Below are 23,760 nucleotides of genomic sequence, written 5' to 3' on the forward strand. Positions count from 1 at the left end.
CGGGGCGCCCACGGGTGTCAGCGCTTGGCCTTGCACTGCGCGCTGCACTCCTGCTCACGCGCCGCGCAGTCGGACTGCGACGCGCCAGGGGAGGAGCGCGCGACGCACTCGGAGTACTGCCGCGAGCACACCGAGGTGCAGACGCCGATGCCCGCCGCGCCGCAGCCGAGGCTCGCCGTCGCCAGCGCGAGCGCGAAGAGCCCGGCCCGCGCGGCGTGGGCCACGCGGCTCTGTGGGAGCCTCAACGTGCGCGCTCTTTGGCGCGGCCGAGCGCGGCGGCGACCATGACCGCTTGCTCCGCGGGATCGGCCCAGCGCCGCTGCGCGCTCGTGGAGAGCTGGTGGAGGGGGTCGAAGTACATGAAGAACTGCCCGGGCTTCACGCTGGGCGCCTGGTAGACGCTGATGCCCGTCTCTCGGTCGTAGTGCTCGTACGAGTGCGCGTCGCGCTTGCCGCCGCCGCCGGGGGCGTCGACCACGAACACCGGGGTGTTGAAGCCGGCGGTGGAGCCGCGCACGTGCTTCTCGATGTGGATGGCCGTGTCGACCGAGGTCCGCAGGTCCTCCACGCCCTTCACGAGATCGTGCACGTACACATAGTACGGGTGCACGTTCACGTGGCCGAGGCGCTTCACGAGCAGCGTCATGGTCTCGGGCGAGTCGTTCACGCCGCGCTGGAGCACGCTCTGGTTTCGCACGAACACGCCGCGCTCGAAGAGCTTGTTCATCGCCGCCTGGGTGATGCTCGTGATCTCGTTCGGGTGGTTGAAATGCGTGTGGAGCACCACCTCCTTGTGGAGCTTTCGGCCGCGCTCGACCACGCGCGTGAGGGCGTCGGTCCACGCCTCGTCGGTGAGGATCTTCTGCGGCATCACGGCCGGGCCTTTGGTCGCGAAGCGCATGCGGCGCACGTTGGGCATGTCGAGGAGGGTCATGCCGATCTCCTCGAGCTGCGAGGCGCGCAGCTGGTAGGCGTCGCCGCCCGAGATGACGATGTCCTCGAGCTCGGCGCGGGAGCGGATGTACTCGTACGCGAGCTTCCAGCGCTCCTCGTTGGCCTTCAGGCTGACCTTCTCGACCTCCTCGGTGTCGACGCCGACCGCGTAGCTGCGCGTGCAGAATCGGCAGTAGACGGGGCACGTGTCGAGCGGGAGGAAGAGCGCCTTGTCCGGGTAGCGGTGCGTGAGGCCCGGCACCGGGGCGTCGGCCTGCTCGTGAAGCGAGTCGAGGTCGAGCTTCGGGTGGTCGGCGAAGAGGCGCGAGCCGAGCGGCAAGAACTGGGTGCGGATGGGGTCCTTGTGGGGATCGCGCCAGTCGATGAGCGCCAGCATGTAGGGGCTGATGCGCACGCTCATCGGCGCGCGGCGGAAGCCCTCCTCCGCGTCCTTGATGAAGCCGTCGTCCACGAGGCCGGCGATCGCGGCGAGCAGCTTGTCGACCCGCGTGACCGAGTTCTTGGCTTGCCAGTTGTGGTCCAGGAACTGGGCTTCGCTCACGTCCTTGTAGGCGGGGATGTGGCGCCAGAACTCACCGGAGACGAGCTCGGCGTGGCGGAGGGTGCCCGGCTCCACCGGGGGCCTCGCGGCCGGCGTGGCGTGCGCGCTGGCGGTCGTGTTGCCCGCCGGGTCGATGACCTTGAGAGAGGTTCGCTGCATGTCCATCCGGGGTCTTCTCCCACGTCGCACCACGCGCGTCGAGCGCAGCCATCGCACGGCCGGTGGCACACGAAGTGCACCTTGCACACATTCACTCCGGATCGTCCCCCTGGGGCGAGCGCGCGCCATGTAGGCGCGGGTCGCAGAGCGCGAGCCGATCCACCAGCCCGCCGCTCTTGGGGGCCACGTAGCTCGACCTTTCGGCGCGTCATCCGCTCGATTCGTATGTGTTTTTCATCGACCCCTGGTTGGCATAATCCATGCTGTTCTGGTCGTCATGAGCACCACGGCCCGCCTCTCCCGCCTCCTGGTCGCCGCCGCCTTCTCCTTCGTCAGCGTGAACGGCCTCATCGGCTGCTCGAGCGGCGTCGACGATCCGGGACCCCTCGGGGGCGGCGGCGTGGGCCCGAACGGCGAGACCATCCTGGACCTCGACCCGGCGCTCCTCGCGAACGAGGGCACCGAGCCGGAGACCGGCGAGTACCTGCACCTCGTCACCCCCGACCTGGCGGTGTGCCCGTCCGGCTCGGCCTTCGACGAGATCGGCGGCTTCTGCGTCGCGGGCGGCCTGGCGCTCGGCCCGTTCGCGCCGGGCATGATCGCCGAGTGCCAGAAGCTCGGCGGCGGGGCCCAGTGCACGACGGCGAAGTGGGACCTCGCGCTCGCCCGGCGGGCCCGCGGCGAGGGGCTCTGCCCCGCCGGCACCGACGTCGACCTCGAGACCGGCCTGTGCACCGACGACCGCTACGCGTACGGTCCGTTCGACCTCACCATCATCAAGGAGTGCCGGCTCACCGGCGGCGGCGCGCAGTGCGACGAGCTCCGCTTCGACAAGTGGTTCGCCCCGCTCCTCACGTTCGAGGACGTCACCTCGACCACCGGCGGCGCGACCTTCCTCGCCGTGCCGAGCAAGCTGAACGAGGCGTGCGGCTCCAACGCGAAGCTCTTCAACTTCTACAAGTCGCAGGATGGCTTCATGCGGGTGCGTCGCGCCGCGCGCGCGAAGCTCCGTGACATCGGCGCGTCGACCGCGAGCCGCCCCGACCGCAACGGCTGCGCGACCTACCTCTCGTATGCGCTGAAGCAGTCTGGCGCGGTCCCCGACATGGGGATCCATCCCGGCACCGAGGAGTTCCGCGACGCCCTCCTCAAGAAGGGCTGGAAGGTCATCAAGGACCCAAACCAGTTCCAGCCCGGCGACGTCATCATCTCGCGCGACCGCAAGGGCGTGCCCGGTCACCCCGACCACGTGTACATGTACGCGGGCTCGAAGGACGGCTCGCCGGGCAACGGGTACGTCATCGACAACCAGGGCGCCATGGTGCACGAGCGCAACATCAGCGCCTCGGGCTCGAAGACCCGCGCGGCGTACGCGCTCCGCGCGCCGAACGCGAAGACGAGCTCCGACTGCGGCGAGAAGATCACCAACGACTCGGCGTTCGAGAGCGAGGACAGCTGCGGCGAGAAGGCCGACGGCTGGTACTGCAGCGACCTTCGTGAGTACAGCGCCTACAAGTGCGTCAACAAGCAGATCCAGATCGGCTTCCAGTGCGCGCAGGGGCAGACCTGCACCCGCGTGTCTGCCCAGCCTGAAGACAAGGCTCAGATGAGCGGCCAGAACCCCGCCTGCGGCTCGACGCCTGCGGCTCCTGGCCAGACGTGCAAGAGCGACGGGCAGTGCAACCCCGGCAGCAACGGCGCGGGCAAGGTCTGCACGGGCGGCCAATGTGTCGCGGGCTGCAAGGCCGACTACCAGTGCCCCGGCTCCTCCACCTGCCAGGCCGGCCAGTGCGCGGGCGGCTCGAGCGGTGGCGGCAGCACTCCTCCCGGCGGTACCCCTCCGGCGCCCCCCAGCGGCGGCGGCGCCACGGTAGGCAACGGCAACGGCAACATGTCGGCCTCGAGCTTCAGCTGCAAAGGCACGGGGTACTTCCCCTCGAACACCGGCGTCGAGGGTGGCTTCAAGGATCGCCTCGGCGCGAAGCTGAACACCCTCCAGGACTTCCTCGCGGGGAAGGTGCCCTACGTGTCCGTCGCGATGGACTCGAAGGCCTTCGGCTACGGCACGAAGCTCCGCATCGAAGAGCTCGAGCGCAAGTACGGCAAGGCCATCGAGTTCCGAGTGGTCGACACCGGCGGCGCCTTCAAGGGCAAGGGCACGACCCGCATGGACGTCTGCGTGAGCACCAAGGACGCGACCCTCGACGCCACCATCAACGGCACGCTCTCGGTGCGCGTCGCCCCCTGAGGGCAACGCCGACGGCGCCCGCCCGGGTGACGCCGAGGACTCCGCAGAGGCTCGCGCTCCGGCGCGGGCCTCGCGCGTTTCCATCGTGGGGGCGTGCCCGGAGGGCGCAGGTTACGTGTACTTTGCAGCGGCCGCGAGCAGCGTCTCGCGGAGGTCGGCTGCGAGCTCCGCGGGTTCGACGACCTTCGCCGCGTCGCCGAAGCCGAGGACCCAGGCGCGGGCGCGCTCGCGGTCGCCGAGCGGAGCCGAGACCCGCACCCGACCGTCCGGCGCCACGGCGACGCGCTGCGCGGGGTGGACCTTCCTGGCGCGCACGACGTCGGCCACGCGGGCGTCGAACTCGACGAGCAGGCGGGCCTTCGCCGGGGCGGCCACGCCGAGGTCGCCGTGCAGGTACTGGGAGAGCTCGAACGACTCGGGCACTCGGAACTTCTTCTCCCCGAGCTCGAGCTTCGAGGTCGCCTCGAGCGGGAGCACCACGACGCTCCGGCTCTCTTCGAGCCACCCCACGAGCACGAGGTTGCCGCGGTCGAACACGACGCCGTAGGGGAAGAACACCGAGCGCGCCGCCTGGCTTCGGCGCTGGAGCGTGAGCGATCGCGCCGAGGTGAGCGCCTGGATGGCGACGTCGATCTCCTCCGCGCGCGAGGGCGGGATGCGCCCGGGTGTCCCGAGGAACACCACGCGCTCGTGCAAGGTGGCGTCCGGATCGGCCGCCTTTCCCGCGCCGCGCGGGGCCGGTCGCTGGGTGAGCTTGCGCAGCTCGCCTAGGGCGAGCGCCACCTCGTCGAAGAAGGCCGAGCCCCTGGTGGGCTCGAACAGCGCGCGCGTCGCGAGGAGCGCCTGCGCCTGGGCCCGCCGCAGCACGATCGCGCGGGCGCGTTCGCCTGGCTTCATGCGCCACACGCGCGCGCCACCTGGCACCGGCTCCACGAACTCGAGCTGGAGCGGCTCGGTCATCTCGCGGAGGTAGCGGCGAACCGAGCGCTCCGAGATGCGGAGCGTGGCGGCCAGGTCGGCGAGGGTGAAGCCGAGCGGCTGGCTCTCGAACAGGTCGCGAAGGGCGTCGAGGCGCCGAAACTGCGTGAATTTTCCGCGCGTGCGGCCCACGCGGCTGCCGTTGCCTCGGGGGAGGCGCGTGCCCATCACGGCCACGCGCGCCTCAAATCTTCCGGTCGCGGAAGGCGAGCCGGTACTTCGCCTTGTACTGGTCGTGGCACGAGCGGCACGCGGCCTTGGCGCCGTCGAGCTTGCCGAGCTTGGCGGCCTTCGCGCCGTCGCGCGAGATCGACGCCCAGTTCGTGTAGCCGGGGGGACCGAGGTTGACCATCTGGTCGAACACGTCGCCGAGCCCGGGCGTGTCGCCCGCGGCCATCGGCGGGTTGGCGTGCGCCTTCATCCAGGCCTGGAGTGGGCAGTCGGGGAGCGGCTTCGTGCCGCACGTGTAGGTCTTGGGGCCCGAAGCGGTGGGCGCGGGCGTCGGCGTCTTGCCTGTCGCTGCCGTGGAGGGCGCGGCCGCGGCGGTCGCGGCGTCGCTCGCGGACTGACTCGCGGCGTCGCCCGCGGGCGTCGCGTCGGGCGTGGCCGAGGGCGCGCTCGACGCCGAGGGCGCGGTCGAAGGAGCGCTCGACGCCGACGCCGAGGCGGCAGGAGGCGCCTCGGGCGGGGTATCGGGCTTCTTGTCGCACGCGGCCGCCGCGCACGCGGCCGCGACGACGAAGGCGAACGCCAACACAGACTGCGGAGGGGTCGCGGGCGAGGGGAGCCCGGTCCGGTGCGGGTGCATCCGCCGCAGCCTACGGCGAAACGCGCCGAAATCGTAGGGGAATACCTCCCCTTTTCTGCGTTCCCGGCTAGGCTCTCGCGCCCATGAAGCGCAGCATCGTCGAGCTCATCGCCGCCAAACGCGACGGCCACCCCCTCAGCCGCGACGAGATCGCGCGCATCATCGCCGACTTCCAGCGCGGCGAGATCGCCGACTACCAGCTCAGCGCCTTCCTCATGGCGTCGTTCCTGCGCGGCCTGTCGGACGACGAGACCGTGGCGCTCACCGAGGCCATGCTCCACTCGGGCACCGTGCTCGACCTCTCCCACGTGCCGGGCGTGAAGGTCGACAAGCACTCGACCGGCGGCGTCGGCGACAAGGTCTCGATTTGCCTCGCGCCCCTGGTCGCGGCGTGTGGCGTGCCGGTGCCCATGGTGAGCGGCCGCGGGCTCGGCCACACCGGCGGCACGCTCGACAAGCTCGAGGCGATCCCGGGCTTTCGCACCGATCTGCCCACCGCCGATTTCGTGAAGATCGTGTCCGAGGTGGGCACCTGCATGATCGGCCAGACGAAGGACATCGCTCCGGCGGACAAGCGCATTTACGCGCTGCGCGACGTGACCGCGACGGTCGAGTGCATCCCGCTCATCGTGGCGAGCATCCTGTCGAAGAAGCTCGCCGAGGGCATCGACGGGCTCGTGCTCGACGTGAAGGTCGGCAGCGGCGCGTTCATGAAAGACGAGGCCCGCGCGCGCGCGCTGGCCGAGGCGCTCGTTCGCGTGGGCACGGGGGCGAACAAGCACGTCGTCGCGCTGCTCACCCGCATGGACGCGCCGCTCGGGCGCGAGATCGGCAACGCGTCGGAGACGCGCGAGGCGCTCGAGGTGCTCCACGGAGAGGGGCCGAGCGACCTCGTCGAGTGCACCCGCGTGCTGGCTCGCGAGATGCTCCAGCTCGGCCGGGTCGCCGCCACGGCCGAGGAGGCCGACGCGCGGATCGACGAGGCCATCGCGAGCGGCGCCGCGCTCCGCACGATGGAGCGCATGGTGGCCGCGCAGGGCGGTGACGCGCGCGTGGTCGCCGAGCCCTCCCGCCTCGAGCTCGCGCCCGAGAAGGTGCAGGTGCTCGCGACGCGCGGCGGCTTCGTGACGGGGATCGACGCGCTCGCGGTGGGCCTCGCTGGCGTCGCGATGGGCGCGGGCCGCACGCGCGCGGATCAGGCGGTCGACTTCGGCGTGGGTGTCACGCTGGCGAAGAAGCCCGGGGAGCCCGTGGCCGCCGGCGAGCCGCTCGCGACGCTCCACTTGCGCCCTGGCCAGGACGCCGAGGGCCTCCGCGCGCGCGTGGCGGCGGCGTTCGAGCTTGGCGTCGAGGCGCCCACGCGGCTCCCGCTCGTGGCCGGTCGCGTCACGGCGTAGCGCCCCCGCGTCGCGCTTCGGTTGCTTCTCACCCCACGACCGGGCCCACGTGCGACGATGGGGAAATGCGCTCGCCGTTCTTCGTCGCCGTCGGCCCTTCGCTGCTCGTGTCGCCCTTTGCGGCCCTGCTCGTAACGCTCACCCTCTCCACGTCGGCGCGCGCCGACATTCCCCCGCCCGACGACCAGGTGAAGGCCTGCGTCGAGGCGGCGGTGGCGCGGCGCATCGTCGCGAAGGCGCCGGCGCTGGGCCCGTCGCCGTGCCGGGTGGTCGGCCCGTTCAGCGGAGTGAGCTCTTCCCCGGGAGAGGCCTCGAGCAAACGCGACGCCGAGCAGAAGAGTGCAGGATACACGTGGATCTGTCCGCTCACGCGAAACTACCGAGGAGACACGCTCTACTGCAAGCTGCCGGCGGGGATGGGCGCGGACGACGCGCTGCACGGTGCGGATCCCGCGCCGGCCGCTCCCGCGACCCCCGCCGCCCCGTCGGGCGCCGTTGGGGCTCCCAGCGACGCCACGAAGGTTCGGGGGTGCGGCGGCTGTGACTCGGCCCCAGGATCGGCGTCTTCTTCGACGCTCGCCACGCTCGCCATCCTCGGTCTCGTGGGGATCTCGGCCGGGCGCCGGCGCCGACGCTGAGCGCCTCGGTCGGGCGCGAGTGCCCGGCCTTCGGCTTCCGCCCGCGTCGCCTTCCTGCGCGTCTGTGGGGGCGCGCCCCTGCTACCTTCGTCCGCGATGTCGCGTCACGAGCTCCACGATCCGGGCCGTGGGCTCGCCCTCACTCTGGGCGCGCTCGACGTGACCGCGTTCAGCATCTCGGGGCTCGCCACGTGGATCGCGGTGCCGTCGCTCGACGCGTGCTTCGACCTCGGGCACTGCACGGTCGAGGTGAGCCGCCTCCGAAACGTGCTGCTCTCGCACGCCCACCAAGACCACTCCCTCGGCGTCGTGCGCCACCTCTCCCTCCGCGCGATGACGGGCGCGCGCCCCTCTCGCGTCTATCTGCCCGAGGAGAGCCGCGAGCCCATGATCGCGATGCTCCGCGCCTACGAGCGCCTCGAGGGCAAGCGCGACGCCGACCTCGAGGCCTGCGTGCGCGGCGTGTCGCCGGGGGACACCTTCGCGCTCTCCCCCCGGCACCGCGTGCATGCGTTCGACGTGACGCATCGGCTGCCCTCGCGCGGCTACACGGTGCTCGAGACGCGCCGGAAGCTCCTCGACAAGTTCGTTGGGCTCCCCGGCGAGGCCCTCCGTGACGCGCGCGCCGCCGGCGAGGAGCTCCACTCGTTCCACGAGCGCGCCGTTCTCACCTACGTCGGCGACAGCACGATCGACACGCTCGAGCGGCACCCCGAGGTGGGCCAGAGCGACGTGCTCTTCCTCGAGGCCACCCACCTCACCGGGACCTCCCCCGAGGTGAGCGCGAAGTACGGTCACACCCACCTCGAGGAGCTCGCGGCGCTCTATCTCCGCGCCCCCGAGGCGCTCGCGAGCCCGCACGTCGTGCTCAAGCACTTCAGCATGAAATACGCGCGCGCCGACATCCTCGCCGCCCGAAACCAGCTGCCGGTCGGCCTGAGGGAGCGCGTGATCATGTTGGCCTGAGGGAGCCGGCGCGCCGACCCTGGCCCGAAGCGCGCGTCGCCGGGCGGGGCTCGAAACATGCAGTATGCACTCATTCTCCGTGCGGGGGAGGCCGCGTGGTCATCCCCAGAGCTTCCACCACGGGCGGTTTGCCTTCTCGCGCGCCGCCTCGATTTTGGCGAGCGCCTTCTTGCCGTCCTTGCTGGTGGGGTCCACGTCGAGCAGGCGCTCGAGATCGGCGGCCGCCTCGTCGAGCCGGCCCACGAGACCGAGGGCCCACGCGCGGTGAAACAGCCCGCGCGGGTGGTCCTCTTGGATCGCGAGCAGCTCGTCGGCTGCCGCGAGCCCGGCCGCGGCGTCCTCGAGCTCGTTGTGCGCGCGCGCGGTCTCGACGAGGAGGGGGATCCGCTCCGCGTCTTTCGCGACCTTGAGGCCCCGGCGCAGAACTTCGAGGGCTTTGTCCCAGTGCTTTCGCCGCGAGTGGAGGCGGGCGTAGTTCTGATAGTGAGTGACGCGACCTGGCTCGTGGCCGAGCGCTGCCTCGTAGTCGGCCATGGCGGAGACGACCGAGCCGTCGGCCTCGTGGAGGTTGCCTCGGTTGGCGTGCGCGACCGCGAGGATCTCCGGATCCGTGGACGTGCGTACGAGCCCGTCGTAGAGCGAGAGCGCGCCCGCGTGATCACCCTCGGCGCTCCGCGCGCAGGCGAGCGCGATCTCGAGCAGCGGGCTATTTTCAAGGGCGAGCGAGCGCTCGTAGCACACGGCGGCGGCGTGGTTGAGCTTCAGGATTTGGTAGTGTGTGCCCTTCGCGCGCCAGAGCTCGGCGTCGTCTGGCGTGGCCCAGAGGAGCAGGTCGAGCAGGGCGAAGCCGCGCCGGTAGAGGCCCGCGTCGAACGACGCCTCGGCCGCCTCGACCGTGCGCCCCGCGGGATCGTCGACGTGGAGGAACGCGAGCGCTTCGGCCGCGGACATCCCGCACGCGGGGCACGCGAGCGCGTCGTCGGCGGGGCGTGCGCCCCCGCAGTTGAGGCACGAGGCCGCGGTGGGCTCGACGGCGGCGACCGGGCATAGATCGAGGCTGACCTCGTCGCAGCCAGGGCAACGCCAGGCGACGCCGTAGTGGACCTCGGCGCCCTTGTCCTCGGGGTACTTGCCGGCGCGGAGGAACGTGCCCTCGACGGCGCAGTGCTCGCACGTAGTCGGCTGGGCGGACATGGGCGGACCATAGCGGAAGCGGGGTCTTCCGCGTGAGGTCTCAGCGCGTGACGAGGCGGCAGGTGCCCGTCGGGGTGAAGACACGCGCCGGAGAGCCCACACGGACGATGAGCTCGGCCGAGGTCTGCGCGGCGACCTTCAGCGCCGCGGGCGTGGGGTCCACCGACGTGGCCACCAGGCAATCGGCGCCCTGGGTGCAGCCGTTCTGCACGCGCACCACGTGGTTGTAGCCGTACGCGCCCATCTGAGCCTCGCCCGTGAGCTTCACGCAGGCGGGCATCCCTCCGGGCATGGCGCCAGGCTCGGGCTGCGCGGGCTCGGCGCCCGCGCCGGGCGCAAGCGCCCCGAGGACGAGCAGCGCAGCCACCAGGGCCGTGAACGAGCGCTTCATGCCCACAATGTGCTACAAATCGGGCGCCGCGTCGAGCCGCCCTCTTCCGCTCGCGCCCGCGCGGCCGCGGCGCGCTACCCTCCGCCGGTGCCTTCGCTCGCGCGCGCTGCGCCGTCGCCGGGCCCCGCCGCGCGTCCGCGTGCGCGATGGCGTGCGCCGGGTCGTGCCTGCCGGGATGTGTCGGCGTGCCCTTCGCGCTGCCATGCCCACCCTCGGTGGCTTCGCGTGGGTGTGGGCGACCGACCTCTTGAAGAAGTGAGCCTCGCGCCTACTTGAGCCTCGCGCCCGGCGCCGCCGTCTCCGGCGCGGTCGCGAGGACGAGCGCGTCCGACGGGCCCGTGGCGAGCACCATGCCGTGCGACACGAGGCCCTTGCCGAAGTCGCGCGGCGCGAGGTTCGCGACGACCACGACGCGCTGCCCGGTGAGGGCCTCCGGGGTGAAGGTCTGCGCGAGACCGGCGACGATGGTGCGCGCGGTGGGCTCGCCGAGGTCGACCGTGAGGCGGAGGAGCTTGTCCTTCTTCGGCACGCGCTCGCAGGCCGTGACGAGGCCAACCCGCAGCTCGACCCGCGCGAAGTCGTCGTACGTAATGGGCGCCGAGGGCTCGGCTGGCGCGTCGTCGGGCTTGCCTTGCGCCTTCGCCGGCGCGGTGGCGGAGGTCTTCTCGGGGGCCGCGCTCGCCTCGGGCTCTGACTTCGGGGGCGCGAGCTTCGCGAGCAGGGCGGCGACCTGATCTTTGTCGAACATGGGGAAGAGGGGCGTCCCGGTGGCGAGGGGCTCGCCGCCGGGGAGCGGCGCGAAGGTCGTGGGGAACAGGTCTGCGCCGGTCACGAGCGGGAGCGGCGCGAGCGGCGCCAGGCCGAGCTGCGCGAGCAGCGCGTCGCTCTTTTGGGGCATGGCGGGCCAGATGGCGACGCCGAGGAGCCGCAGGACCTCGAGCAGGGTCGCGAGGATGGTCTCGGTGCGCGCCGTGTCGCCGGCCTTCGCCGTCGCCCACGGGGCCGCGCGGTCGACGTACTGGTTGGCCCGCGACGAGACCTCCCACGTGTGCTCGAGCGCCCGGTGGATCTCGAGCGTCGACCACGCCGCGCGCGCCGCGCGGAGCGACTCCTCCACGTCGCGCACGAGGTCGGTCTCGAGCGGCGTGGGGTCTCTCCACGCGGGGCGCTTGCCGCCGGTGAGCTTCGTGCAGAGCCCGAGCGTTCGCTGGAGGAGGTTGCCCAGGTTCTTGCCGAGGTCGGCGTTGTAGCGCTCGAGCATGGCCGCGTGATCGAAGTCGCCGTCTTGGCCGAACGCGACGCCGCGCAGGAGCTGATAGCGAAGCACGTCGGGCCCGAGCTCCCGCGCGAGGCGCAGCGGATCGACCGCGTTTCGCAGGCTCTTCGACATCTTCTGGCCATCCACCGTGAGGAAGCCGTGCGCGAACACCGTGGTGGGGAGCTCGTCCTCCGAGTAGCCCGCCGCGAACAAGAACGCTGGCCAGTACACGGCATGGAACCGCAGGATGTCTTTGCCGACGAGGTGCACGAGCGTCGCGTCGTGGCCCTTCTTGGGCCAGAACGCGGTGTTCGCGGTGGCCTCGAGCGAAGAGAGGTAGTTCGTGAGCGCGTCGAACCACACGTACATCACGTGGCGCGGGTTGCCGGGCACGCCGACGCCCCACGAGAAGCTCGTGCGTGACACGGACAGATCGCGGAGCCCCTCCTTCACGAAGCTGATGACCTCGTTGCGTCGCTCGCGAGGGCGAATGAAGTCGGGGCGAGCCTCGTAGAGGGCGAGGAGGCGCTCTTGGAAGCGCGACAGGCGAAAGAAGTACGTGTCCTCCTTCAGGCGCTCGACCGGCTTCTTGTGTAGAGTGCACATATTGCCCGGCTGCTCGAGCTCCTTCTCGGTCTTGAACGACTCGCAGCCGACGCAGTACCAGTCCTCGTAGGAGCCCTCGTAGAGGTCGTCGCCGCGGGCGGCGATCTTCTCCCATAGCGCGCCGACGAAGGCCTTGTGCGCCTCGTCGGTGGTGCGCACGAAGTGGTCGGGGCGCACGAGCAGCTCCGGCCACGCGGCGCGGAACGGGGCGCTTGCGGCGTCGACGAAGTCCTTCGGGGCCATGCCCCGCTCGGTCGCCTGCCGCTCGATCTTGAGGCCGTGCTCGTCGGTGCCGGTGAGCAGGAACGTGGCGTCACCGAAGAGCTCGTGCGCCCTTCGGAGCGCGTCGGCGCACACGGTCGTGTAGGCCGTGCCGAGGTGGGGCACGTCGTTGACGTAGTAGATGGGCGTGGTGACGGCGAAGCGGCTCATGCGCTCCGCGCATTATCACGAACGCGCGAGGGCGCGGGGCTCGCGCGTCGGCGAGTCGCCAAGCCGCGTAGGCTGGGCGAGAGGTGTCAGTCGCCCGCGGAGCTGCGGGCGGCCTTGCGGTGCGTCGCGGGCGGGATGCTCGGCGCCCGCTTCGCGGGGGGAGCGGCGTCGAGGGCCCGGCGCAGCGGCAGCATGAACATTCGGTCGATCGCGACGCGGAGCTCGCGGGGCGGGGGCGCCTCGCTCGTCTGCGCGAGGATGCGGAGCTCGGAGGCGGGGGTGCCGCCCAGCGCCGAGCCGGAGCGGGGGATGACGTCGAGCGGCATGGGCGCGACCAGGACGAGCTCGTCGCCGCGCTGCCGCAGCCACGTGGCCTGGTAGAGCGTGGTGATCGCGCCGGACGACTCGTGGAACACGAACGGGCGCCACTCGAGCGGCGCGCGCAGATCGAAGCTGTGCGCGCCGAGGTGGATGTCGTGCCCCGCGAGGACGAGCGGATCGCCCTTCGAGGTGGAGAGGTAGAGCGAGCGAAGCGAGAGCGGGTGGGTGCGCTCGAGGGCGCGGACGAGGGCGAGGGCGTCGGCGGGGTGGAGGCCTATGTCGGCGCCGTCCACGTCGAGGGCGTCGCCCTCGGGAATGGTCGCGGCGAGCGCCACGAGCGCGGCGCGCGTGTCGTCGCTGCCCTCGTCGAGGTGGACCGAGACGAAGCGCGTGGCGGACAGCCGGGTGAAGGCGAGGAGCACGCGCGTGCGGCGCCGGTTGCCGAGCACCGTGAGCCCGAAGGGCTCGTCGAGGTCGAGGAGCTCGGACGTGACGCCGTCGAGCTCGCGCACGAGCCGGCCTCCCCGCCAGATGAGCGCGCCTGTCGCCGCGGGTCTCCGCAGACGCCGTGCCACGAGCGCGACCGCGGACACGACCAGGACCGCGGCGAGCGCCTGCAGGACGCGCGAGCCTGACCCGGCGAGCGCCGCGCACGCCAAGCCGCCGAGGCCGAGCGCGACCAGCGAGACGTTCCTCGCGCGGCCCACGCGGTACGGGGCGAGCGGGTAGCGGATGTCCTGCGTGGCCTTCTGCATGCCGCTCCGACGTTCCTCGCGCGCGGTAAACGCGCTCCTTAAAGACGTAGCACTTCGCTCTGCCTTTGGCCTCGCGTGCCGTCTGGAAGATCGGCGCCGGTATGACGCGACGCGTTGGGGACACGCCCGGCCCTGGTCGCTCCGCGGCAAAGGTGACATGGTGGTGGTCGCGGGCCGGGTTCCGTGCGGAGGAGTCAGTATGACGCGGGCAAGAGTAGGGTTGGTGCTGGTGGCGATGGGGCTCTTCGGGGCCATGGTGACCGCGCAGGGGTGCGGCGGTACGGAAGCACCGGTCGACGCGGGCGTGGCCCCCGCCGACGTGTCCGTGGCCGACGTCGCGGCCGACGTCGCGCCGGTCGACGCGGCCAAGGACGTCGTGGTCAAGGACACGGCGCCTGCCTGCGACCCCACGATCGATCCCTTCAAGGACGTGCCCGACGCGTCCGTCGGCGACGCGGGGCTCTCCACGGGCGTCTGCGTCGGCTGCGCGAAGTCGAAGTGCAAGGCCGAGCTCGACTCGTGTGTGAAGGACTGCGCGTGCCAGGGGCCCGTCATCGGCGTGCTCGAGTGCGTGCTCAAGCAGCCGGGGGGCGTCACGCAGGCGTCGCTCTTCGCTTGCGCGGGCCCGCTCCAGGGCGCGCCCACGAGCGTGCAAACCCAGGGCCTCGCCATCGCCGCGTGCCTCCAGAGAGATTGCTCGGCCCAATGCATTCCGGCCGGGCTCGATCTCGACGGTGGCGGCGGCTGAGCCGAGCCGTCCGCCTCGGGCGTCAGGCACGCCGGCCTGGCGTCAGCCTTCCGCGGGCGCGCTCTCGCGGAGCGCGCGCCTCCCGCTGACCAGCACCTCGTCGCGCCCGCTCTCGTCGGTGCGTCGCACGAGGCGGTACGTGGTCGCGCCCTCCGCCCGCGACACCTCGGGTGCGGCGACGAGCAGTTGAAGCTCGAGCGTCTGGCACAGGTCGAAGAGCACCGAGAGGTTGTCCTGCGACAGCCGATTGGCCTCGTCGAGGAACAGAAACCGCATCGAGCCCATCGGCCGGCGGGTGCGCAGGAGGTTCGAGTCGCGCTCCCACTCCGTGAGCACGACCATGAGGATGGCCGCGCCTACGCCGATGCCCTCGCCGGTCGACAGGCGGGCCGGCGACGCAGCCTCCCACTCGCTCTTGCCCGCGCGCTGCACGTCGACCGAGAGCTCGAGGTACTCGCGGTAGTCGAGGATGCGCTGGCTGCCGGCCTTGCCGCCTGCGTGGCGCCGGAAGATCTCGGCGAGCGCCTCCTCCACCGGCATGCGCGGGTCGAACAGCAGGTCTTGGCTCTGCCCCTCGCGGAGCGCGGAGAGCACCTGATCCATGCGCTCTACACGCGTCATCTGGATGCGAATCCCGCCGATGCTGCCGAAGCGGACGCCCGCGAGGCTCTGGTTCAGGCGGCGCACCTGCGATCGCGCGCGTCGGAGCTGCACGTCGATGCCGCGGGCGACGTCTTCCGAGGCGCCGCGGAGCTCGGTCTCCTGGTGACCTAGGCGCGACTCGAGCGACGAGAGATCGTCGCGCAGCCGGAGGAGCGCGCGCGTGGGGTCGGCGAGGGCGGAGATGGCGAGCGGCAGCCGCCGCTGGAGCCAGGCCACCACGTCGCGCCACGCGGCCAGCGCCGACCGGGCGAGCGCGTCGTTGTCGGGGGTGAGCAGTCGCTCTCGGAGCGCCTCGGCGAGCTCGGTCCCTGCGCGCGCGCGACCGAGGCGCTCGGCGAGCACCTGGCCTTGGCCGCGTGCCTCGGCGAAGAGCGTCGCGGGATCGCCCCCCACGGGCTCGGGCCAGCTCACGCCCCCCGCCTGCACCTCATCGGCCAGCGTGTCGAGGAGGGCCTTCGCCGGGACGAGCCGCTCGCGCACGCGCGCCGCGTCGCGTACGCGCGCCTCGTGGAGCCGAGCTCCGGCCACCGCGCGCTCCGCTCGGACCGCCTGTTCGCGCCCGAGCTCGCGCGCCGTGGCCTCGGCGGCGCTCGTCGCGCGACGGGCCTCCTCGGCGGTCGCGACCGCTCGCTCGAGGGCGTCCTGGCCGACGCTGCCGACGTCCTCGCGCGCTAGATCGGCGCGGGCGCGATCGAGCTCCGCCTGCGCTCGGCCGCGCTCCAGCTCGGCGAGCTGGTGTGCGGTGGCGCCTGCCTCCCACGCGCGCTCGGCCTCGGTCACGCGGGACTCCGCCGCGGTCGCTTCGTCGCGCGCGGCCGAGTGGCTCGCCTCGAGCGCCGGGACGATCTCGGCGCGCGCCGAGAGCACGCGCTCGGCGTCCACGTGGACCACGCGCGCCCCGGCCTCCACGGCCGACGTCAGCGCTCGCTGGAGGCGAAACACGCGGTCGCGCTCGCCGCGCAGGGTCTCCTGCTCGCTCCGGAGCGCGCCGTCCTCCGGCGGGAGCCCCTCGGCGAGCGAGTGAATGAGTGAGCTAAGTAATTGTTTGTGTGTGTCTTTTTGGTGACCGGTCGGGACCTCTTCCCGCGCGAGGCCAAGCTCCGTGGCGAGCGCGTCCGCGAGCGCTCCGTGGTCTGGCGGCTCGAGGAAGAGGGCCTCGCTCGCGAGCGAACGGAGCGCTTCGACGCGAGGTCGGAGCTCGCTCACGAGCTGTCGAGTGGCCGCGAGCGACGCCGCGCAGGTGACGAGCTCGGCCTCGGCGTGCGCCGCGCGGGCACTGGCTCGCGCGAGCTCCTCGGTCGGCGCGCCGGCTTCGAGCACGGCCAAGTCGACGAACAGAGTGTCGAGCGAAGAGCGCGCCCCCTCTAGCCGCTCGGCGCGCCGCTCGGCGTCGGCGATGGCGGCGTCGAGCCGCGCGAGCTCCTCGCGCAGGGCGTTCGCGCGCTGGGCTCGTGCGCGCGCGCCGAGGCGGGGCTCACGCTCGATGCGCGTGACGCGGAAGCCGTACGGCTCGGCGACCACGACGTCGCCCTGCGACTCTCCGACGATGGTCTGCGCCCCCACCTCCGCGTCGGGGCGCACGAGGAACACCGTCGCCGCCTCGCGGGGCTTGCCGACGATCGCGCGCAGCGCGTGCTCGGGCGAGTCGACCACGAGCGCGCCGACGAGCGGACCGAGGGCGGCTTCCTTCCGCGCGGCCTCGCCGAGCTCGAGGTCCTCGTAGCGCAGCGAGAGCAGCTCGCCGTCGAGCTCGTCGCGCAGGCGCAGCAGATCGGGCTCCTGCCCTCCGCCCGCGTGCCGCTCGATGGCCTCGATCTCGTGCCGCACCCGCTCGCGCTCGGCACGTCGTGCACGCACGGCGTCGCGGCTCCCGCCCAGCGCTTCGTCGAGCGCCGCCCGCGCGGCCGCGCCCTCGCTCTGTGTGGTGATCGCTCGAGTGGGTCGCCCCGCGGCCGTGAGCGCGTCCGCGAGCCCCTCGGCGAGGGCGTGCGCGCGGGCGTAGCGCTCGGCCGAGACGCGGATCGCCCCGGCCCTCGCGGTGGCGTCGGCGCGCTCGTGCTCGAGGGCCAGGGCTCGCACGGTCTGCTCGGCCGCCGCCGCCTCGGCGGCCTGGAAGCGCTCTTCGAGCGGGAGCCTCAGGGCCTCGAGCCGCGCCCCCGCGTCGGGCGCCAGCTCCGCGAGCTCGGGAAAGAGCCGGGCCGCACGCGCGCGCGCCGCCGACTGCCGCTCGGCGAGCGCGCGCGCCTCGACGGCGCGCCGCTCGAGGTCGGGCAGCCGGGCCACGCGGCCCTCGGCCTCTGCCAGGCGCGCGAGCACGGCGCGAGCCTCCGCGTAGGGGTCATCGCCGGAGGACTCCGGGGCGAGCGCACGAAGTGCTGTAAGTGCACGTGAGTGTTCGTCTTTTCTTCGGCTGGCCGTCGCGAGCTCTCGCTCCACGCGCACGCGCGCCTCGTCCAGCGCGCCGAGGCGACGCGACGCCTCTTCGAGCAGGCGCGGGGCGTCGGAGGGCTCCGCGGTCGTCGTCGCCAAGAGCTCCCAGGCTTCCGCGAGCGCTTCGCGCTGCTGCCGCGCTGCCTGCGCGCTCACGTGAAGATCCCCGAGACCGGCCTGGAGATCGGCGAGCCCGCGCGCGGTCCGGTCGTAGGCGTCTCGGGCGCGATCGCGCGCGTCGCGGGCGACCTCGCGGCCCCGGACGCGGCCCTCGAGGTCGGCGCGGGTCGTCTCGCTCCGGGCGTCCGCCAGGCCGAGCGTCTCGGCCGCGGCGCGGCTCCGCTCGGAGGCCTCGAGCGCTCGCGCGGTGCGCTCGGCGAGTGAAGTGGAGTGCTCCGCGAGCGCACGCGCCGCGTGCAGCGCTTCGTTCGCGCGGGTCACCTCGAGGCCGAGCGCGTCCGCCTCTTCGCGGAGCGCGCGGGCCGCGAGCTCGCTCTCCGCCGCGGCGCCCTCCGCGGCGCGGGTCTCCGCCTCCGCCTCGCGCGCGGCGGTCGCGACGGCGGTGAGGGTGGCGTCGAGCGTCGCGCGGGCCGCCTCGTACACGGCCGAGAGCTCGCGCTCGAGGACGCGCGCCTCCGCGACCTCCGCGCGGGTGCGGTGGCACGCGTCGAGGTTGGCGCGCATGTGGGTGAGGGTCTCGCCGAGGCCCGGCTCCTCGCGCAGGAGGAACGATCGCAGCTCCCCCGTGAGCGCGCGCGAGATGCCGCCCGTCATGCTCGTGCGGAGCATCTCGTTGAGCTTCGCCCGGTCCTCGTCGGACGCGAGGCGCAGCGGCGTGATGCCGTGGTCGAAGAGCGCCGCGAAGTAGTCCTTGGCCGACGCGAAGATCTCGACGTGGCCGCCGAGGCGTTCCCCCGCCGCCTTGACCTCGGCGAGCGTGGGCAGCACGTCGTGCTCCCCGTCGGAGCCGAGCAAGAGGCCCTTCAGGCTGCCCTGGAGGTCCGTGCCCGTGACGAGGAAGGGCGTGAGCTCGACCGTGGGCTCGGCCTTGCGAGTCAGGCACACGCCCAGCACCACGCGCCGCCCGTGATCGACCTCGACCTCCAGCGCGGCGAACGAGGGGCTCCCCGGCTCGCCGAGCCTGCCGTAGAGGCCCTTGTCCGCGCCGGCGCCGCTGCTCTCGCCGACGCTCGAGAAGCGCAGGCGGGTCATGTCGGGCATCAGCACCACGTAGGCCGCGACCATGACGGTGGTCTTCCCGGAGCCGTTGGCGCCCTCGAGCGCGGTGACCCGCGGGTCGAGCTCGTAGCGCTCGTAGAAGACGCCCTTCCAGTTGACGAGCGCGAGCGCTGTAGCGCGTGCGCGTCTCATGGGGCGGGCTCCCCGTCCTCCGGCTCGAAGCCCCCGTCTTCCGCTTCGCGAGCTTCGAGGGTGTCGCCGTCCTCCGGCGCCTCGGTGTCGTCGCCGAGCGCGACGTCGTCGTCCGGTGGGACGTCGTCGCCGTCGGTGAGCACGACCTCGCCTTCGGAGGCTAGCCTCGCGAGGACCACCTCCGGTGGCTCGGCGAGGCGCGCCGGCTCGGCGAACCGCAGCAGCGCGGGGCGGAGCTTGGTGCGTCCATCGTCGGCGACGGCGACGAACCCGAGCGCGGCGAGGCGACGAACGGCCTCGGTGACCTTCGTGCGCACGCCCTCCTCCGCGACGCGCTCGTCGAGGCGTTTCTTCTGCGGGTTGAAGGCGCGCACGAGATCGTCGGTGCCGAGCACCGTGGCGAGCTGCCCGAGCACCTCGTCGCGCCCGACGACGCCGCCCTGCTCGACGGTGCGCGGATCGAGGTAGAGCAGCGCGAGCGCTTGCCCGACCAGCATCTCGGTGGGGCGGAGGTGCCGCCGCCCGAGCTTCTCCGAGGTGGGGAGCAGGTAGAAGTACCCGTCGGCCTTGTAGACGAGCTCGCAGCCGTAGCGGCGGTAGAGCGGCTCGAGGTGCTCGCGCGCGTCCACGAGAAATGTGTAGAACGCAAGCTCGTCGGCGCCGATGTGTCTGCCGCGGCGGAGCGCGAGATCGACGTCGGGGAAGACCGGCTCGAGGATGACGTCCTCGAGCCTCTCGAAGCGGGTCGTGCTCATCTCTCTCCGGCCGCGCTCGCGCGCTCGCGCATCAGGGGCCACTCCTCGAGCTCGAAGCCGTCGTCCGTCGGCACCCAGGGGCGCTCGGCGCGGGCGAGCGGCCGCGCGAGGCGCCCCACGGCCTCCGCGATACGCCCCGCCTCGACGAAGCGTGCGTCCGTCTCCACGTCGCGTGTGGTCACGCGGACGACCTCCGCGAGGGAGCGCGCGCCGTCGGCGAGCGCCGCGCTCACCTTGCCCTGCAGCACCTCGCGTGGATCGGGCGGGGGCTCGCGCTCCTCGAGCGCGGCCTCGCGCGGCTTCTTGGGGCGCCGCGGCGGTGGGCCAGGGTCGGGCACGTGGGTCCCCTCGCGCAGCAGCGTGGGCGGGGCCTCCAGCGCGACGAGCAGCGAGAAGCTGCGACCGAGCCGACCGGCGAGCTGGTCGCGCAGGCGCTGGGTCACCGCGCGCGTGGGGTCGAGGCGCACGACGTCGCGCAGGAAGCGGTGGACGTACTGGTAGTACTCCGAGAAGCCGCGCTGGCGTGCCGAGCCCCAGGCCGCGACGCGGTCGATCTGGTCCATGACGGCGCGTGCCGCGGTCTCGGCGAGGCCCGCGCCGGCGCTGGCCGCGATGTCCTGGATGTCTTGGAGGCGCGCCTGGGCCGCGTGGGTGTCGCGCATGAGCACGTCGCCGAGCTCGCGCAGCGTCTTGCCCGTGGACTCGAGCAGGCCCTCGCAGCGCTCGACGGCGCCGAACCAGTCTGCCTTGAGCAGCTCGCCGACCTCGTGGCGCAGCTCCTCCTGCTGCAGGTCGAAGCCGCGCTGTCTGCGCTGGATGCCCGCCACGAGATCGGCGACCGTCACTCGGAGTGGGGCCGTGACGGTCGCCTCCCACTCGCTCTCGGTGGTGGCCCGGTGCGCGGCTCGCTCGACCGCCTCGAGGCTCGCGAGCAGCGTCGACGTGAGGAGCGGCAGGTTCTCCCGGGTGAGGGCGTCGTCTTCGAGGAAGAACTCGGCCACGGCCGCGCCGAGCCGCGTCAGGGAGTACTCGCCGCGCCGTAGGACGCCCGCGTGGTCGACCCGGGCGAGGGTGTGCTGCTCGCGGAGGCGTCGGATCGCGTGGGTCGCGCGCGCCCGGCTCCGACCCTCGGGCGCGGCCTCGGCGAGGGCCGAGACCTCGTCGAACACGTCATAGAGCTGCGGTTCGTCGAAGCTGGAGAGCGCCGAGCGGACGCCGCGTAGGTGGAGCGCCGCCAGGAACAGGAGATCGACCGCGCCGAGGTCGAGGGTCGGCTGACGCCGCGCGAGGGCGACGAGCGCGGCCCGTGCGTCGCGCTCGGCGACCGGCGAGGCGGCCGTGGGGTCGCTCGTGCGGTCGTGGTCGTGGTCGTCAGCGGCGTCGGTCACCCCGTCGGACTATCCGAGATCGCCACGGCAGGACAAGCGGGCTCACCGGATCCACGCGAAGAGGGCCCGTTGCGCGTCCTGCGACGCGGCTCTGGAGCGGCAGCGCGCGTCGATTCGGGAGCTCGGCCTCTCGAGCGACCGCGCGCGGTCAGCGCTGCCACCGGTGACGAAGCGGCGCCGCACGAGGCGCTCGTGCTCGCGGCGCGCTCCGAGGCCTCACCGCGTGACCGCGAACGCGATCGACGCGACGACCAGGACGATGCCCACACCGAGCGCTACGTAGGGCCAGAGCGCGGTGCGACGCTCGACGATGACCGTGGGCACTTGCGCGCGCGGCGGCGGGAGAGGCTCGGCGAACACTGGCGCGCTTCGGGGCGCGCCGCCCCCGACGCCCGGCATGAGGGGCACCGTGTGGCCCCGCGAGCTCCGCGCCCCGGCCGGCGGGCGTCCCAGCGGGATCGTCTGGTGCCCGGGCCGGGCCGGAGGCGGCCCGCCCTGCGCGAACCCGGCTTGCCCCTGCGGGGGTGGGGTCTGGGCGGGGATCGGGCGCCCCCCCGGGGCGGCGTTCGGGTCCTGGCCCTGCGCCGAGAAGCCTTGCGGCGGCTGGGGAGTCCCACCGGGAGCGGCGTGCAGCTGGGCCTGCGGCGCGGGCGGCGGGCCCTGCGGCGGCGGGCCGTGCGGTGGCGCCGGCTGTGGCATTGGCGGCGCTTGGCCCTGCGGCGACGGCGGGCTCTGAGGCTGCGGGGGCGCGCTTGGGGTGGCGGCCTGCGCGGGCGCGGGGGGTGGAGCGTGTGGGGTGGGGGCCAAAGCCCGGGGGGGCGCCGGCGGCGCTGGCGGCGCTGGCTTGGACGGCTGCGCCGGCGCAGGCGGTGGGGTGGGCGACTGCGCGGGACGCGGCCGGTTCACGCTGGGTTGCCCCGGGGAGGGGAGGGTCGACGACACGTCGATCGTGGGCTCGTCGTTCGGCGTGGGGGGGCGCGCGTCAGGCGCCGCGTCGTGGACCGGGGCCGCCTCGCTCGGTGGCCTCGCGGGCGCGGTCGCGGGCGGAGGTCGCAGCAACGTGTTCTCCGTGCTCGAGACCGGCTGCAAGTCGTCGCCGGGCGCGCTGACGGGCTCTTCACGGGGATCGCGTGGCTTTGGGCGCGGCGCCACGGCGGCCGGCGGGCTCGGCTTTCTCGGAGGCGCCGCCAGCTCCTTGTGCTCGGGCGGCGGGCTCGCGGTCGGCGTATCGGCTCGCGGCGCTGGCCGCGGGCCGATCGTCGGCATGTCCTCGTCGTGATCGATTGGCTCCTGGTCGGCGAGGGACGCCAGGGCCTCCTTGAGCTCGTTCGCGGTGGGGTAGCGGTCGTCCGGGTCCTTCGCCAGGCACCGCTCCACGATGAGCTCGAACATCGGATCCGAGTCGGGGGGGAACGGCGGCAGGGGCTCGTTCTGGATCTTGTTCAGCAAGAGCGCGAGCGAAGCGTCCTCGAACGGGTGACGCTGGAGCACGAGCTGGTAGAGCATGATGCCCATCGCCCAGATGTCGGCGCGCTTGTCCACGGTGCGCGACGAAGCGATCTGCTCCGGCGGCACGTAGAGCGGGGAGCCGACGATCGTGTAGGTGCCGGTCACCTCTTTCTGGTCCGAAGCGTCCTTCGCGATGCCGAAGTCGATGAGCTTCGCGCACATCTGACCGGACGCGTCCGGCACGATGAACACGTTCTCGGGCTTCAGATCCCGGTGCACGATCCCTTTGTCGTGGGCCGCGATGAGACCGTCGCACACCTGCATGAGCAGCCTGGCGGCGAGACCGAGCGCGAGGGGCCCTCGTTCGGAGATGGCCTCGAGGTTCTCGCCCTGGAGCAACTCCATGACGAGGTAGAGCCGCCCGTCCTTCAGCGCCCCGGCGTCGTACACCCGCGACACCTGCGGTGCCTGCAGGCTCGCCAGAATGCGCGCCTCGCGCACGAACCTGTCGCGGAGGGAGCGGTTGCCTACCGCCTGCGCGTGCATGACCTTGATCGCGACGGGCTGGTCGAGCAGCGTCTGGCGCCCGCGCAGCAGCAGCGACATGCCTCCTTGTGCGAGCGGCCCCGTCACGAGGTAGCGATCGCCCAGGGCCTCTTGCACGAGATCGAGAGTCTGGTTGAACGACGTGCGGTCCACAGGTGTCTTCTGAGCGGCCGCTCCGCCGCGCCCTCATCGTATCGAGGGTTTGCCGAGAGCGGGAACTTTTGCTCGACGACCCCGAAGGCTCAGCTCGGCACCGCGGCGCGGGCGCGGGCCCCCACCGCCTGCTATCATCGGCCAAATGCTCATCGCGCTCGCCCTCGCGGCCTTGCTCGGGCTCTTTTTCTTTCTTCGCCACCGAAAGCACACGAAGGTCGCAGCTCCGGCCGAAGGCACGCTGCCCCCGGCCCTCGAGGAGTGGGTCGCGGAGGCGCTATCGACGGAGCTTCGGGGCGTGGGGCTCGGCGTCGAGAGCGGCAACCGCGACAACCGCGACAAGCTCCGGGCGACTCTGAAAGGTGAACCCGAGCCCGAGATCGTGGGCGCCATCGCCGACGCCGTGCGCCGGGTCGAGCTCGAGTACACGCGCCTGCCCCACGAGGCCGACGCGGAGCTCGCGCTCGTGGTGCGCTTCGAGGACGGCCGCGAGGGCCGCCGCGCGAGGCGCGTGCCGCTCGCGGAGCTCCCGGCGGACGTCCACGCGGAGCTCACGTCGAAGGCTGTGACGCGGGTCTTCCGAGCGTGGAGCTTCAGCTGGGATCGCTGAG

The 23,760-nt window shown here is 72.8% G+C and carries 18 protein-coding genes; 6 read left to right on the forward strand and 12 right to left on the reverse strand.

Annotated features, from left to right (window positions below; translation table 11 throughout):
• Positions 1 to 17: 17 nt before the first annotated feature.
• Positions 18 to 245 (reverse strand): hypothetical protein, encoded by a 228-nt coding sequence (locus IPQ09_13170; GenBank protein MBL0195159.1) that lies wholly within the window; start codon positions 243 to 245, stop codon positions 18 to 20.
• On the reverse strand, positions 242 to 1,654 hold the full coding sequence (locus IPQ09_13175) for a KamA family radical SAM protein (GenBank protein ID MBL0195160.1): 1,413 nt from the start codon (positions 1,652 to 1,654) through the stop codon (positions 242 to 244). Before IPQ09_13175 ends, IPQ09_13170 begins: the two co-directional genes overlap by 4 nt.
• Before the next feature lie 277 nt (positions 1,655 to 1,931).
• On the opposite strand from IPQ09_13175, the gene IPQ09_13180 reads away from it, so the two are divergent.
• On the forward strand, positions 1,932 to 3,902 hold the full coding sequence (locus IPQ09_13180; protein ID MBL0195161.1) for a hypothetical protein: 1,971 nt from the start codon (positions 1,932 to 1,934) through the stop codon (positions 3,900 to 3,902).
• A gap of 111 nt (positions 3,903 to 4,013) precedes the next feature.
• On the opposite strand, the gene IPQ09_13185 is transcribed toward IPQ09_13180, so the two are convergent.
• The gene (locus IPQ09_13185) at positions 4,014 to 5,057 is read right to left on the reverse strand and encodes a WYL domain-containing protein (GenBank protein MBL0195162.1); all 1,044 of its coding nucleotides are present in this window, start codon (positions 5,055 to 5,057) and stop codon (positions 4,014 to 4,016) included.
• Between the two features lie 7 nt (positions 5,058 to 5,064).
• Positions 5,065 to 5,688 (reverse strand): hypothetical protein, encoded by a 624-nt coding sequence (locus IPQ09_13190; protein MBL0195163.1) that lies wholly within the window; start codon positions 5,686 to 5,688, stop codon positions 5,065 to 5,067.
• 83 nt (positions 5,689 to 5,771) lie between these two features.
• Between IPQ09_13190 and IPQ09_13195 the strand changes: the two genes are divergently transcribed.
• The 3 genes from IPQ09_13195 to IPQ09_13205 all read left to right on the forward strand — a co-directional run bounded on the left by IPQ09_13195 (position 5,772) and on the right by IPQ09_13205 (position 8,689).
• Positions 5,772 to 7,085, forward strand: a complete 1,314-nt coding sequence (locus tag IPQ09_13195; GenBank protein MBL0195164.1) for a thymidine phosphorylase — start codon at positions 5,772 to 5,774, stop codon at positions 7,083 to 7,085.
• A gap of 65 nt (positions 7,086 to 7,150) precedes the next feature.
• On the forward strand, positions 7,151 to 7,723 hold the full coding sequence (locus tag IPQ09_13200) for a hypothetical protein (GenBank protein ID MBL0195165.1): 573 nt from the start codon (positions 7,151 to 7,153) through the stop codon (positions 7,721 to 7,723).
• Positions 7,724 to 7,819: 96 nt separating this feature from the next.
• Complete coding sequence (locus IPQ09_13205; GenBank protein MBL0195166.1) at positions 7,820 to 8,689, forward strand: hypothetical protein; 870 nt, start codon at positions 7,820 to 7,822, stop codon at positions 8,687 to 8,689.
• Between the two features lie 99 nt (positions 8,690 to 8,788).
• Here IPQ09_13205 and IPQ09_13210 read toward each other — a convergent pair whose 3' ends face one another.
• The 4 genes from IPQ09_13210 to IPQ09_13225 form a co-directional block, all read right to left on the reverse strand.
• Complete coding sequence (locus IPQ09_13210; GenBank protein ID MBL0195167.1) at positions 8,789 to 9,883, reverse strand: hypothetical protein; 1,095 nt, start codon at positions 9,881 to 9,883, stop codon at positions 8,789 to 8,791.
• A 40-nt stretch (positions 9,884 to 9,923) separates the two neighbouring features.
• A complete protein-coding gene (locus IPQ09_13215; GenBank protein ID MBL0195168.1) occupies positions 9,924 to 10,274 on the reverse strand; it encodes a hypothetical protein in 351 nt (116 codons plus the stop codon).
• Between the two features lie 268 nt (positions 10,275 to 10,542).
• Complete coding sequence (metG, locus tag IPQ09_13220; GenBank protein MBL0195169.1) at positions 10,543 to 12,570, reverse strand: methionine--tRNA ligase; 2,028 nt, start codon at positions 12,568 to 12,570, stop codon at positions 10,543 to 10,545.
• Positions 12,571 to 12,656: 86 nt separating this feature from the next.
• Complete coding sequence (locus IPQ09_13225) at positions 12,657 to 13,646, reverse strand: hypothetical protein (GenBank protein MBL0195170.1); 990 nt, start codon at positions 13,644 to 13,646, stop codon at positions 12,657 to 12,659.
• Positions 13,647 to 13,845: 199 nt separating this feature from the next.
• On the opposite strand from IPQ09_13225, the gene IPQ09_13230 reads away from it, so the two are divergent.
• Complete coding sequence (locus IPQ09_13230) at positions 13,846 to 14,394, forward strand: hypothetical protein (protein ID MBL0195171.1); 549 nt, start codon at positions 13,846 to 13,848, stop codon at positions 14,392 to 14,394.
• A 42-nt stretch (positions 14,395 to 14,436) separates the two neighbouring features.
• On the opposite strand, the gene mukB is transcribed toward IPQ09_13230, so the two are convergent.
• From mukB to IPQ09_13250, 4 genes are all read right to left on the reverse strand, one after another.
• Complete coding sequence (gene mukB / locus IPQ09_13235; GenBank protein MBL0195172.1) at positions 14,437 to 18,858, reverse strand: chromosome partition protein MukB; 4,422 nt, start codon at positions 18,856 to 18,858, stop codon at positions 14,437 to 14,439.
• Positions 18,855 to 19,613 (reverse strand): chromosome partition protein MukE, encoded by a 759-nt coding sequence (locus tag IPQ09_13240; protein MBL0195173.1) that lies wholly within the window; start codon positions 19,611 to 19,613, stop codon positions 18,855 to 18,857. Before IPQ09_13240 ends, mukB begins: the two co-directional genes overlap by 4 nt.
• Positions 19,610 to 21,001, reverse strand: coding sequence for a condensin subunit MukF (locus IPQ09_13245; protein MBL0195174.1), 1,392 nt, complete (start codon positions 20,999 to 21,001; stop codon positions 19,610 to 19,612). The genes IPQ09_13240 and IPQ09_13245 overlap by 4 nt, the downstream gene beginning before the upstream one ends.
• Before the next feature lie 216 nt (positions 21,002 to 21,217).
• A complete protein-coding gene (locus IPQ09_13250; GenBank protein ID MBL0195175.1) occupies positions 21,218 to 23,149 on the reverse strand; it encodes a protein kinase in 1,932 nt (643 codons plus the stop codon).
• Positions 23,150 to 23,294: 145 nt separating this feature from the next.
• Here IPQ09_13250 and IPQ09_13255 point away from each other — a divergent pair, with 145 nt between their 5' ends.
• Positions 23,295 to 23,759, forward strand: coding sequence for a hypothetical protein (locus IPQ09_13255; protein ID MBL0195176.1), 465 nt, complete (start codon positions 23,295 to 23,297; stop codon positions 23,757 to 23,759).
• Position 23,760 lies beyond the last annotated feature (1 nt).

The sequence above is a fragment of the Myxococcales bacterium genome (assembly GCA_016720545.1).
In the GTDB taxonomy this organism is placed as follows: domain Bacteria; phylum Myxococcota_A; class Polyangia; order Polyangiales; family Polyangiaceae; genus JAAFHV01.